10 protein-coding genes are annotated in these 11,891 nt (G+C 74.9%); 2 read left to right on the forward strand and 8 right to left on the reverse strand.

The window, feature by feature from the left end; all coding sequences use genetic code 11:
• Positions 1-414 precede the first annotated feature (414 nt).
• The 6 genes from nadC to E1211_RS25215 all read right to left on the reverse strand — a co-directional run bounded on the left by nadC (position 415) and on the right by E1211_RS25215 (position 6,416).
• Positions 415-1,311 carry a carboxylating nicotinate-nucleotide diphosphorylase gene (nadC, locus tag E1211_RS25190; RefSeq protein WP_132351550.1) on the reverse strand — a complete coding sequence of 299 codons (897 nt, stop codon included), beginning with the start codon at positions 1,309-1,311 and terminating at the stop codon, positions 415-417.
• A complete protein-coding gene (locus tag E1211_RS25195; protein WP_132351552.1) occupies positions 1,308-3,002 on the reverse strand; it encodes an L-aspartate oxidase in 1,695 nt (564 codons plus the stop codon). The genes nadC and E1211_RS25195 overlap by 4 nt, the downstream gene beginning before the upstream one ends.
• A 79-nt stretch (positions 3,003-3,081) precedes the next feature.
• Complete coding sequence (locus tag E1211_RS25200) at positions 3,082-3,975, reverse strand: septum formation family protein (RefSeq protein WP_132351554.1); 894 nt, start codon at positions 3,973-3,975, stop codon at positions 3,082-3,084.
• Between the two features lie 123 nt (positions 3,976-4,098).
• Entirely contained in the window at positions 4,099-4,521 is a 423-nt protein-coding gene (panD, locus tag E1211_RS25205; RefSeq protein WP_132351556.1) for an aspartate 1-decarboxylase, read from the reverse strand.
• 31 nt (positions 4,522-4,552) lie between these two features.
• Positions 4,553-5,398 (reverse strand): pantoate--beta-alanine ligase, encoded by an 846-nt coding sequence (gene panC / locus E1211_RS25210; RefSeq protein WP_132351558.1) that lies wholly within the window; start codon positions 5,396-5,398, stop codon positions 4,553-4,555.
• Between the two features lie 52 nt (positions 5,399-5,450).
• The gene (locus E1211_RS25215) at positions 5,451-6,416 is read right to left on the reverse strand and encodes a Rossmann-like and DUF2520 domain-containing protein (protein ID WP_132351560.1); all 966 of its coding nucleotides are present in this window, start codon (positions 6,414-6,416) and stop codon (positions 5,451-5,453) included.
• Positions 6,417-6,634: 218 nt separating this feature from the next.
• Here E1211_RS25215 and E1211_RS25220 point away from each other — a divergent pair, with 218 nt between their 5' ends.
• Both E1211_RS25220 and E1211_RS25225 read left to right on the forward strand, forming a co-directional pair.
• Complete coding sequence (locus tag E1211_RS25220) at positions 6,635-7,657, forward strand: SAM-dependent methyltransferase (RefSeq protein ID WP_132351562.1); 1,023 nt, start codon at positions 6,635-6,637, stop codon at positions 7,655-7,657.
• Positions 7,654-8,841 carry an NADH-quinone oxidoreductase subunit D gene (locus E1211_RS25225; protein ID WP_207915506.1) on the forward strand — a complete coding sequence of 396 codons (1,188 nt, stop codon included), beginning with the start codon at positions 7,654-7,656 and terminating at the stop codon, positions 8,839-8,841. The genes E1211_RS25220 and E1211_RS25225 overlap by 4 nt, the downstream gene beginning before the upstream one ends.
• A 54-nt stretch (positions 8,842-8,895) precedes the next feature.
• Here E1211_RS25225 and E1211_RS25230 read toward each other — a convergent pair whose 3' ends face one another.
• Together E1211_RS25230 and E1211_RS25235 are read right to left on the reverse strand one after the other, a co-directional pair.
• On the reverse strand, positions 8,896-10,473 hold the full coding sequence (locus tag E1211_RS25230; protein ID WP_207915507.1) for a hypothetical protein: 1,578 nt from the start codon (positions 10,471-10,473) through the stop codon (positions 8,896-8,898).
• Positions 10,474-10,604: 131 nt separating this feature from the next.
• Complete coding sequence (locus E1211_RS25235; protein WP_132351566.1) at positions 10,605-11,609, reverse strand: glycine betaine ABC transporter substrate-binding protein; 1,005 nt, start codon at positions 11,607-11,609, stop codon at positions 10,605-10,607.
• Positions 11,610-11,891 lie beyond the last annotated feature (282 nt).

Genomic DNA, 11,891 nt, shown 5'->3' on the forward strand with positions numbered 1-11,891 from the left:
GCCCCGGCCCGGTCGACGACGCGGCCTTTCCCCGCGGCCCGGCTCACCGATACCGGCGGGCTTCCGGCCGACTTCGTCGCCTGCCCTGGGTGTGTGGCGTGCCATCGGCAGACCGACAAGGGCCCGTCGCGCCGGATCCGGTGCGACGGGGCCCCCGGGTCAACCGCTGGAGCGGTCGACGGCACCAACCTCGTTGTGGGGGATCGGGCGATGACGTCAACGACTCAGCTCCAAAGGAGCCGGACAGCACAACAATCCCGAGCCAGCGCGGACACCTGGCGCGCGAGCGCCGTCGCGCCTCCGGGCACGTGGCGCACCCGGCCACGCAAACACGCGGACACGCGGCCCGCCCGGCCGCACGCCCCGCAGGCACGCGACGGCCGGCGAGCATGCCAACCGTTCGCCCGCCCGGCGTCATTCGGTACGCAGGTCCAGGGCGATGTCGAGGATCGGCGACGAGTGGGTCAGCGCGCCGACCGAGAGGTAGTCGACCCCGGTCGCCCCGTACTCGGCCGCCATCGGCAGGGTCAGCCCGCCCGTCGCCTCCAGCTCCGCCCGGTCCCCCACCTGGGCGACCACCTCACGCAGCTGCGCCGGGGTCATGTTGTCCAGCAGCAGGAAGTCGGCGCCCGCCTCCACCGCCTCCACCGCCTCGGCGACGGTGTCCACCTCCACCTGCACCGGCACGTCCGGGAACGCCTCCCGGACCCGCCGGTAGGCGGCCGGGATCCCGCCCGCCGCGAACTTGTGATTGTCCTTGATCATCGCGACGTCGTAGAGGCCGAACCGCTTGTTGGTGCCGCCACCGGCGCGCACCGCGTACTTCTCCAGGGAGCGCAGGCCCGGTGTGGTCTTCCGGGTGTCCAGCACTGTGGCCTTCGTGCCGGCCAGCGCGTCGGCCCAGGCCCGGGTGTGGGTGGCCACCCCGGACATCCGGCTGAGCAGGTTGAGCGCCGTCCGCTCGGCGGTGAGCAGCAGCCGGGTCGGGCCGGTCACCGTGGCCAGCACGTCGCCGCGGGCCACCCGCCGACCGTCGTGGGCCACCAGCGACACCTCCACCGTACGACCGGCGCCGGTCACCCCACCGACCAGCTCGAAGACGGCGGCGGCGACGGCCAGACCGGCCACCACGCCGTCCGCGCGAGCCACCAGGTCGGCGGTGTCGGTCTGTTCGGCCGGAATGGTCGCGACGCTGGTGACGTCGAGGAAGTCCGGGCCGAGGTCCTCGGCCAGCGCATCGACGATCAACCGGCGCACCTCGTCCGGGTCCAGGCCGCCGACCCGCAACGCCTGCTCCGTCGACTCCCTCATCGCGTCCCCTCCCACTGCTGCGTCAACCGGCCCTGCGCACCGACCGCCTCGACGAGGTGACCCAGCCACCTGTCGTCGGCCGCCGGGAAGTCCTCCCGCCAGTGACACCCGCGGGTCTCCTGCCGGGCGTACGCGGCGGCGACCAGCGTCGACGCCACCGTGATCAGGTTCGTCGCCTCCCAGTCGGCCATCCGCGGCCGACCCCGCCCGGCGCCCAGGTCGGTGAGGACCCCGGCCGTCGCGGCGAGCGTCTCCGCCGAGCGGAGCACCCCCGCGCCCCGGGTCATGGCCCGCTGCAGCGTCGGCGTCCCCTCCGCCGGCACCACCCAGCCCTCACCGCCGACCCACGCCCCGGTCTCCGCAGGTCGGGCCTGCTCGGGCAGGCCGACGGCGATCTCCTCGGCGATCCGGCGGGAGAAGACCAGCCCCTCCAGCAGCGAGTTGCTGGCCAGCCGGTTCGCACCGTGCACGCCGGTGCAGGCGACCTCGCCGCAGGCGTACAGGCCGGGGATCGAGGTGCGGCCGCGCAGGTCGGTGCGGACGCCACCGGAGGCGTAGTGGGCGGCCGGCGCGACCGGGATCAGGTCGGTGGCCGGGTCGACCCCGATCGCCAGGCAGGACGCCACGATGGTCGGGAAGCGCCGGGCCAGGAAGTCACCGCCGAGGTGCCGGGCGTCGAGGAAGACGTGGTCCGCCCCGGTGGCGAGCAGAACCCGGTGGATGCCCTTCGCCACCACGTCCCGCGGAGCCAGCTCGGCCAGCTCGTGCTGGCCCACCATGAACCGCTTGCCGTCGCCGTCCACCAGGTACGCGCCCTCGCCGCGCAGCGCCTCCGACACCAGCGGCTGCTGGGCGCGGCCGGTGCCGGGCGCTCCCGCCCGCTCCGGCACGATCAGGGCCGTCGGGTGGAACTGGACGAACTCGACATCGGTCACCGCCGCGCCGGCGCGCATCGCCAGCGCCACCCCGTCGCCCGTGGAGACCGCCGGATTCGTGGTCGCCGCGAAGATCTGCCCCATGCCGCCGGTGGCCAGCACGACGGCCCGCGCCAGGATGGCGCCGACTCCGTCCTCGCTGCCCTCGCCGAGCACGTGCAGGGTGATCCCGCACGCCGGGCCGAGCCCGCCGGGGCCCTCGCCCGGCGCCCGCAGCAGGTCCAGCACCAGGGCGTGCTCGACCAGCCGGATCCACGGGTCGCGGCGTACGGCGGCGTGCAGCGCCCGCTGCACCTCGGCGCCGGTCGCGTCACCGCCGGCGTGCACGATCCGGTCCGCCCGGTGCCCGCCCTCCCGGGTGAGCATCAGCGAGCCGTCCGGGTTCCTGTCGAACTCGGCGCCGAGCCGCATCAGCTCACGCAGCCGGGTCGGCCCCTCCTCCACCAGGACGCGGACCGCGGCCGGGTCGCAAAGCCCCACCCCGGCGATCTCGGTGTCCGAGGCGTGCGCGGCCGGGGTGTCCGCCGGGTCGAGCACCGCGGCGATGCCGCCCTGCGCCCACCGGGTCGAGCCGTCGTCGATGTTGACCTTGGTGACGACGGTGACATGCAGACCCGTCTCCCGCAGGTGCAGCGCCGCGGTGAGTCCGGCCACGCCCGAGCCGATCACGATCACGTCGGTGGTCTCCACCCAGCCCGGGGCCGGCGCGGCCAGCAGCCGCGGCAGAGCCGGCAGGTCGACGGTCGGAAGCTCCATGGAGACAGTCAACCCCGAGCGGAGCTCACGAGAGGCGCCGGGGGCGGGACGAGTGGTTTCGGCTACCCCGTCCGTACCCTCAGCGAGTGCGGACCGGCAGTCCGGCCGGGCCGGCGCCATTGAGCGAACCGGTCACCGTGCGGTCGCTGAGCCAGAGATAGCAGCGCACTCCCCGGTCGCCGACCCGCCACCGCCCGGCCCCGGGTGGACGGACCACCACACCGCTGCGGAGCCGCAGCTGGGCGTCGTCCGGCACGCCGACGAACCGGCCGAGCACCGAGCGGCACCCCGCGTAGAGGGGCAGCCAGTCCGCCTGCCGCGTCGGATAGGCGCCCTCCGGAGCCCGCCACACCCCGACGAACTCCGCGTCGTGGCGGGTCGCGCAGTCGACAGGTACCAGCGCCTGCACGGCCCCGCCCGCGCCGCCGCGGGTCTGCTGGCAGCCCAGCCGCAGCGCGGACGCGCCCTTCAGCGCGTCACGGAGACTGCCCGTACGGGTCACCACTGTCGCGGCCGCCTCGACGGTGTTCAGCTCCGAGAGGTCGCACCGGTACCAGCGGGCGCCGGCCGTCCAGCCCACCCCGGAGGGCACCGCCACGGAGAGCCGCAGCCGCCCGGCCCGCCAGTCGTCCCCCACGTAGCCGGTGGCCCGGGTGTCGCACTCGGCGAACGCGCCCCGCAGCTCGGCGGAGCCACCGGCGGGCGCGGCCGGCGACGCCACCGGAAGCGTGCCCACATGCACGGTCTCCACCCGGTGCGGCTCGGCGCAGTCGATCGGCTGGTACGCCGCCAGGGTCACCACGTCGGTGAAGTCCGCCGCCTGGCACACCCCGACCGCGGGGGTGAAGGCCGCAGCGGCCGGCAGGGCGGGCCAGTCGTCGGTGACGTCGCCGTCCCCGGCACCCGTCGCGCAACCCGCCAGCAGGACCGCCGTGGTGGCGACCACGAGCGGGACGGTCATCGAACGGCGCATCGCGGCCTCCCCCAGGCACCGCCCGCCTCCCGGCAGGTGTGACAAGGGTAACCAGGAATGACCTTCCGGTGACAGACCGCACCGACCGTCCGAGTCGCCTCGGCCGGGCCGATCGCGGGCCGGTCAGACCACGGCGTACGGGTTCCGGACCGGGCCACCGGCGGTGCCGGGGACGGCGGTCGACGGGTCGGCGGTCAGGTCGACGATCCGGTTGTCGGCGTCCACGTGCACCACCCGGGGCAGGTAGGTACGCGCCTCGGCGTCGTCCATCTGCCCGTACGAGATGAGGATGACCAGGTCACCGGGGTGCACCAGGTGTGCCGCCGCGCCGTTGATGCCGATCACGCCGCTGCCCCGCGCACCCGGGATCACGTACGTCTCCAGCCGGGCGCCGTTGGTGATGTCCACGATCGCCACCTGCTCGCCGGGGAGCAGGTCGGCGGCGTCGAGCAGATCCTCATCCACCGTGACCGACCCGACGTAGTGCAGGTCGGCCTGGGTCACCGTGGCCCGGTGGATCTTCGACTTGAGCATCGTTCGCAACATCGGGGTTGGGCCTTTCGTGGAGCGAGGGGGTTCAGGAACGGGGGGCGAGGTGGATCGGCATGTTGTCGATCAGGCGGGTGGCGCCGACCCGGGCGGCGATGAGCAGCCGCGCGGGGCCGTCCACCGGCCCCGGCTCCAGCTCCGGGTCGGTCAGCACCAGGTAGTCCAGCTGCGCTCCGGGCTTACCGGCGCCGAAGGCACGGTGTGCGGCGCTGAGCACCACACCGGCGTCCCGGCCCTGTTCGGCGGCCTCGGCGCCGGCGCGCAGCGCGGCGGAGAGGCTCAGCGCGGCGGCCCGCTCGGGCTCGGAGAGGTACCGGTTGCGGCTGGAGAGTGCGAGCCCGTCCGGCTCCCGTACGGTCGGCACGCCGACCACCCGCACCGGCACGTCCAGGTCAGCAGCCATCCGCCGGATCAGGGTCAGCTGCTGGTAGTCCTTCTCGCCGAAGAAGGCCAGGTCGGGCCGGGTGAGCTGGAACAGCTTCAGCACCACGGTGAGCACCCCGTGGAAGAAGCCGGGCCGACTCTGCCCCTCCAGCTCCTCACCGAGGCCGCCCGGGTTGACCCGGATCCGGGGCTCGCCACCGGGGTACATCTCCTCCCGGCTCGGCGCGAAGACCACGTCCGCGCCGGCCCGGCGGCAGACCTCCAGATCGGCGGCGAGCGTACGCGGATAGCGGTCGAAGTCCTCGTTCGGGCCGAACTGCAACGGGTTCACGAAGATCGTCACCAGCACGTGGTCGGCCTGTTCGCGGGCCGCGCGCAGCAGCGTCTCGTGCCCCTCGTGCAGGGCGCCCATGGTCATCACCACGCCGACCGTGCCGGCCAACGCCGCACGCGCCTTCGCGAGCTCCTCGCGGGTCGTCACCAGCTCCATGTGGCGGCCACCTCCCGGATCGTCGTCGACCTGTTCATGCCTCACCGTCCGGTCACGCCGCGGTCTGCCGCTGGGTGTCGGCGAGCACCCCGAGCAGCGACGCCGCGTCGGTCGGGGCCAGCCGGCCGCTGGCGATGGCCCGGTCGGCGGTACGCCGGGCCAGGGCCAGGTACGGGCCCACCGACTCGGGCGCGCTGGCCGCGAGCCGGGCCAGATGCCGCTCGACGGTGCCCGCGTCGCCGCGGGAGACCGGACCGGTCAGCGCGTCGTCGCCGTAGCGCAGCGCGTTCTCCAGCGCGGCCCGCAGCAGCGGGCCGAGCACCTTCTGCGGCTGGGCGACCCCGGCGTCGCGCAGCCGGTCGGCCGCCTCGTTGACCAGGGTCACCAGATGGTTGGCCCCGTGCGCCAACGCGGCATGGTAGAGCGGACGGTCCGCCTCCCCGACCCACTCCGGCACCCCGCCGAGGTCGGCGACGAGCCGGGCCACGAGCGGCCGGAGGTCGGCGGGCGCGGTCACCCCGTAGGAGATGCCGGCGAGCCGGCCGAGGTCGTCGGCCGTACCGGTGAAGGTCATCGCCGGGTGCAGGGCGAGCGGTCGGGCGCCGACCGCGACGGCCGGGTCGAGCACGGCCAGCCCGTGCGCCCCCGAGGTGTGCGCGACCACCTGCCCGGGGTGGAGCAGACCACCGTCGGCCAGCGTGCCGACCACCCGGGCGAGGGCGTCGTCCGGCACGGCGATGAGCAGCAGATCGGTGGCGGCGCGGGCCACCTCGGCGGCCGAGCTCGGCGCGACACCGGGCAGCAGTACGAACCGCTGGGGGTTGCCGCCCGACGCGCCGGTGGCGGCGACCACCCGATGGCCGGCGGCGGAGAGCGCGGCGCCCAGCACTGCGCCGACGCGGCCGGTGCCCACGACACCGACGGTGAGGTTACGGGGAAGGGCGCCCGGACGGGCGGAGCCCACGGTGACGGCGGCCCGCCGGGGGGCGGCCGGACGTGGGCGCAGCGGTGCGCTCATGGCGATGATCCAGTCCTCGAGAGGGGTACCGGTCGATCTGAAGTATGCGCCCGGGGAACGGCATCGAAACCCCTGGTGTGAAAACCTTCACCACCCGGGTCGGCGGGTCGGCGGTGGCTCCCTCCCGACCCCTCCGTGACGGGGGACGAGGCGTCGGCGCGGGCCGGGCGACCGTAGGGTCGGCACGGTGACGGCCGCCCTGAACGAGGAGTGAACCGATGCCGATCCGCTGGCGGGACGCGATGGACCGGGCGCTCTACGGCCCGGACGGCTTCTTCGTCTCCGGCTCCGGCCCGGCCGACCACTTCCGCACCTCGGCGCACGCCTCACCGGTGTTCGCCAGCGCCCTGCTCCGCGTGGTCGAGCAGGTCGACGCCGCCCTCGGCCACCCGGACCGGCTGGACGTCGTCGACGTCGGCGCCGGTCGCGGCGAGCTGCTGCGGGCCCTCGCCGGGATGCAGCCGGCGGCACGGTGGCGGCTCACGGCTGTCGAGCTGGCACCGCGACCGGACGACCTGCCGGACGAGATCACCTGGACGGCCGAGATCCCGAGCGGGGTGACCGGGCTGCTCCTGGCCACGGAGTGGCTCGACAACGTACCGCTGGACATCGCCGTCCGCACCGAGGGCGGGTGGCGCTACCTGCTCGTCGACCCGGCAACCGGCGAGGAGTCGATCGGTGACCCGGTCGGTCCGGAGGACGCCGAGTGGCTCGCCACCTGGTGGCCGGTACGCGACCCAGCCGACCCGACCGACCCGGAGAACGCCACGGCGACCGACGCCCGGGCCGAGATCGGGCGGAGCAGGGACGAGGCGTGGGCCGGGGCGGTGCGCCACGTCGACCGGGGGCTGGCGTTGGCCGTGGACTACGGGCACCTCCGGGCGGGGCGACCGGTCGACGGGACGCTGACCGGGTACCGGGGCGGGCGACAGGTGACGCCGGTGCCCGACGGCTCGTGCGACGTCACCGCACACGTCGCCCTGGACTCCGTCGCCTCCGCAGGTGAGCGGGTCGCTCGGTGTGCGTACACCTTGTCGTCGCAGCGGGAGGCGCTGCGGGCGCTCGGGGCCGACGGCGGCCGACCGCCGCTCACGCTGGCCGCCACCGACCCGGCCGGGTACGTGCGGGCGCTCGCCGCGGCGTCCACGGTGGCCGAGCTGACCGACCCGGCCGGCCTCGGCGGGCACCGGTGGCTGTGGCAACCGGTCGACGTGCCGCCCGACGCGGTCGTGGCACGATGACGGGCATGACCACCGACGCCCGGGACCTCCGTGAACTGACCGTCGGCACCGGGGCCGGCCTGGTGGCGGGCGCCGGCGGCGAGCAGCTCGGCACCGACATGGTGCTCAACATCGGCCCGCAGCACCCGTCCACCCACGGTGTGCTGCGGCTGAAGCTGGTGCTCGACGGTGAGCGGGTGGTGTCGGCCGAGCCGATCGTCGGCTACATGCACCGGGGTGCGGAGAAGCTCTTCGAGGTACGCGACTACCGGCAGATCATCGTGCTGGCCAACCGGCACGACTGGCTGTCGGCGTTCTCGAACGAGCTGGGCGTGGTGCTCGCGGTCGAACGGTTGATGGGTCTGGAGGTGCCGGAGCGGGCCACCTGGCTGCGGATGGCCCTCGCCGAACTGAACCGGGTGCTCAACCACCTGATGTTCCTCGGCTCCTACCCCCTGGAGATCGGTGCGATCACGCCGATGTTCTACGCCTTCCGCGAGCGGGAGACGCTCCAGGCGGTGATGGAGGAGGTCTCCGGCGGCCGCATCCACTACATGTTCAACCGGGTCGGTGGACTGAAGGAGGAGGTGCCGTCCGGCTGGACCGGCCGGGCACGGGCCGCCATCGGCGAGGTGCGCCGGCGGATGCCCGACCTGGACGACCTGATCCGGCGCAACGAGATCTTCCTGGCCCGTACCGTCGGCGTCGGGGTGCTCTCGGCGGCGGACGCCGCGGCGTTCGGGGCCTCCGGCCCGGTCGCCCGCGCCTCCGGCCTCGACCTGGACCTGCGCCGCGACGACCCCTACCTCGCGTACGACGAGCTGGACGTGCCGGTGGTGACGCGGACCGCCGGGGACTGCCACGCCCGGTTCGAGCTCCTGCTCGACCAGGTGTACGTCTCGCTCGACCTCGCCGAGCAGTGCCTGGAGCGGGTCGACCGGCTCACCGGGCCGGTGAACACGCGGCTGCCGAAGGTGGTCAAGGCGCCCGAGGGGCACACGTACGCCTGGACCGAGAACCCGCTCGGCATCAACGGCTACTACCTCGTCTCCCGGGGCGAGAAGACGCCGTGGCGGCTCAAGCTGCGCACCGCGTCGTACGCCAACGTGCAGGCGCTGGCCACCCTGCTCCCCGGCTGCCTGGTGCCGGACCTGATCGCGATCCTCGGCTCGATGTTCTTCGTGGTCGGCGACATCGACAAGTAGGCCGGAGCGGCACGCCGCCCGGGCCGGCCTGGACGTCGACCCGGACGCCGCCGGTCAGCGCCAGCGGGAGCCGCCGCCCCGAGGCGCGTCGTCGCGGGGCGGGTAGCCGTAGCCCTCCTCGTCGACCCGCGCGCGGCGGCCCACCCGTTCCGGCTCGGCGTCGACCGGCCCCCGCTGGCGCGGCGGGCGCCACTCATCGGGCACGGGCACTCCCCCGGCGGGCAGCGCCCGCTCCTCCGGCTCGACCCAGCCGCCCCGCAGTCCCTCGTCGCGACCCCGGTCGTACTCGCGGCGCGGCTCGTCCCGGCGGACCGACGCCCAGCGGTCGGCGACCCGGTACTCACTACCGGTCGCGTCCGCGTGCGCCTCGGCGCGCCGCTCGCCCATCCGCACCTCCCGGCCCCGGTCGTCGTCGCGGACCGATGCCCAGCGGTCACCGGCGCGCAGCTGCGCCCAGTACTGTCCGGTCTCGTCCGCCTGCGCCGGCCGGTCCGGCTCCGCCGGTTCGCCCCAGCCCCGCGGATCCGGGCCGGCGGAGGGCTCCCCCCGGTCCCACTGGGCGTCCGGCGCCGGCCAGCTCCGGTCGTCCCGCCGTCCCGCCCGACCCCGGTCGTCGCGGGGATCGTCCCAACCGGACTCGTCGCGCGGGCCACCGGCGCCGGCCCACGGGCGCTCGTCGCCGGAGTGGGGACGCTCGTCCGAGCCGGCGTAGCCGGACCACTGCCGCTCCTGCGGGTTGCCGCCCGGCCACCGCTCCTCGGCGGCGCCCCACTGGCGCTCGTCGGCCGGCGGCGACCAGCCGCCCGAGTACCCGCCGCCGTACCGCCCGCCGCTCGGCTCCGCCGGGCCGCCGTCCACGATCGTGTGCCGGGTGGTCACGTGCACCGTCTCGGTGTGCCGGACCACACCCATCTGCCGGGGCTCCGGCCGGCCGTCCTGTTCGCCGGGGCGGGACGCGCCCGCGTAGCCGGCCGCGGCGGCACCCGTGCGCTCCCCGCCGTACCCGGCGGACCCGCCGTACGTTCCGGCGGCCGGCCGCTCCGGCTCCAGGTCCGGCCGGTCGGCGCCGTGCCGGCCAGCGGCCGAACGGGGGGCCGGCTCCTCGTCGTCCGCCCCGCCGGACCGGGCCCAGCGGGACCCGCTCTCCTCCCGGGGCGCCCGAGCCCGTCCGACCGGTACGTCCTCCTCCGGCTCGGCGACCGGCACCCGGGCCCGACCCGACCCGGCCGGCTCCTCGGTCCCGCCCAGCGCCGCGCCGGCGAGGGCGGCGCTGGTGGCCTCGAGCCTGCGGCGTACCGCGGTCACCGCGTCCTGGGCCCGCTGGGCCTGGTCGAGCGCCTGGTTGCCGCGTTGGGCGGCGGCCACGATCTCACTACGCAGCTCGCGGCGGAGCTGGTCCAGCTCGTCGAGGACCTCGTCGACGCGGTCCTGGCCGCTCTCCCCGTCGGGGCGGAGCGCGATCGACAGGCCGATCAGCACCACGGCCAGGATGGCGAGCACCGCGCCGAAGCGCAGCGGCCCGTGGCCGTCGGCGACCAGCAGGATCAGCGCCGCCAGCGGCGCCAGTCCCAATCCGATCCAGAAGAGGGCCGTCAGGAGGGGACGGCTGCGCATGGCTTCGGGGGCCGGCATGGCTGTGCAGCCTACCGAGAGTTGGTTTCAGGCGGGAACGGGCCCGCGACGCCCCGGCCGCCACCCCGATCGATACGCGAAGAGGCCCGGCCCGGCCGGCCGAAGCCGACCGGGCCGGGCCCGTGCACAGGTCAGCTGGTGGCGAGCGCGCCGTCCGAGGAGAGGACGAGGCCCACGCTGGCGCTGCCGGTCTTCAGGGCGTTCTTGGTCTGCGGACCACCGGCGTCCAGCGAGCTGAAGGAGCCCGCGTGGAAGTTGTAGACCTGGACCAGGCCGGCCTGGCAGGTCACCCGCTGCGGGCACTCCGGCGGCCCGGCCAGCACTGTCGCCTGGCCCGAGCACTTGCTGGCCAGCTCGGAGAGGGTGCTGACGCCGTACTTGTCGGAGAACGCCTTGGTGACCGCGAAGGCGTTCTGGTCCTGCGCGGCGGACGGCGTGCCGAAGGTGATGCCCACCTTGTCACCGCTGGCCCGCAGCGCGGTCACGGTCTTGTCGAGGTCCGGGGAGGCGGCCGGCTTGGCGTTCTGGCCGTTGGCCTTGGTGTTCAGGAACTCGGCCATGCTCGCGGCGTACTCCGGAACCACCTGGATCTCGCCCTTCTCCAGGGCGGGCTCGTAGAGCTCCCGGCTGCCGATCTGCTGCACGCGGACCTGGTAGCCGGCGGCCGTGAGCACGATCCGGTAGAGCTCGCCGAGCGTCTCGCTCTCGCTGAAGTTGGCGGCGCCGACCACGAGCGGGCCGCCCGGGCCCTTGGCGATCCCCGCGGTGAGGTTGTTCGCCGAGGCGAACTCCTCGGCGGCGGTCTTCGGGGTCTTGCGGTCGACGTCTACCGCCTTGTTGAGCTGGATGAGCTTCGGCGTGTCCAGCGCGGCGGAGACCTTGTCGAGCGCGGCGAGCAGCTGCGGGTTCGCCGCGTCGGCGTTGACCGCCGGGATGACGTTGTCGCTGTTCTGCTGCTTCTTGTCGTCGGCGAGGACCATCAGCTGGTCCCCCGCGACGGGGGCGCAGCCCGCCCCGCTCGCCTCCTGCTTGGGGGCGTCGGTGCCGGACGAGCCGGCACCGCCGCAGCCGGTCAACAGCCCGGTGGCGGTGAGTGCCGCGGCAGCGCCGACGGCCAGTCGAATACGTGCGCGCATGTATTGCCCGCCTTCCGTGTCCCGGCGCGACCCTTCCGGGCCGGCCGCGTGTCCGACGGGCGATCGATCAGATGCCCGCGACGTCCACCCAACATCCTCCAGCCGGGTACGACAACCAGAGGGGAGCTTCGTCACCTGATCGTCATCGTCTCGCCAGGTCGGAGGCGGTGCCCGGGCGGACGTTCGGGTGAGGCGCGCCACACCGGCCCCGGGGGACGCTTACGCCTCAGACGCCTCGGCAGCCGACGGTGACCACGGGGGCGCTCTCCTCCACCCCGCGTC

The organism is Micromonospora sp. 15K316, assembly GCF_004348525.1.
GTDB lineage: Bacteria > Actinomycetota > Actinomycetes > Mycobacteriales > Micromonosporaceae > Micromonospora.

Bases quoted from the DNA above. Each gene is read 5' to 3' on its own strand.
- E1211_RS25230 (WP_207915507.1), bottom strand. From the start codon at position 10,473: ATGCCGGCCCCCGAAGCCATGCGCAGCCGTCCCCTCCTGACGGCCCTC.
- E1211_RS25195 (WP_132351552.1), bottom strand. From the start codon at position 3,002: ATGGAGCTTCCGACCGTCGACCTGCCGGCTCTGCCGCGGCTGCTGGCC.
- E1211_RS25235 (WP_132351566.1), bottom strand. From the start codon at position 11,609: ATGCGCGCACGTATTCGACTGGCCGTCGGCGCTGCCGCGGCACTCACC.
- nadC (WP_132351550.1), bottom strand. From the start codon at position 1,311: ATGAGGGAGTCGACGGAGCAGGCGTTGCGGGTCGGCGGCCTGGACCCG.
- panD (WP_132351556.1), bottom strand. From the start codon at position 4,521: ATGTTGCGAACGATGCTCAAGTCGAAGATCCACCGGGCCACGGTGACC.
- E1211_RS25220 (WP_132351562.1), top strand. From the start codon at position 6,635: ATGCCGATCCGCTGGCGGGACGCGATGGACCGGGCGCTCTACGGCCCG.
- panC (WP_132351558.1), bottom strand. From the start codon at position 5,398: ATGGAGCTGGTGACGACCCGCGAGGAGCTCGCGAAGGCGCGTGCGGCG.
- E1211_RS25225 (WP_207915506.1), top strand. From the start codon at position 7,654: ATGACGGGCATGACCACCGACGCCCGGGACCTCCGTGAACTGACCGTC.
- E1211_RS25215 (WP_132351560.1), bottom strand. From the start codon at position 6,416: ATGAGCGCACCGCTGCGCCCACGTCCGGCCGCCCCCCGGCGGGCCGCC.
- E1211_RS25200 (WP_132351554.1), bottom strand. From the start codon at position 3,975: ATGCGCCGTTCGATGACCGTCCCGCTCGTGGTCGCCACCACGGCGGTC.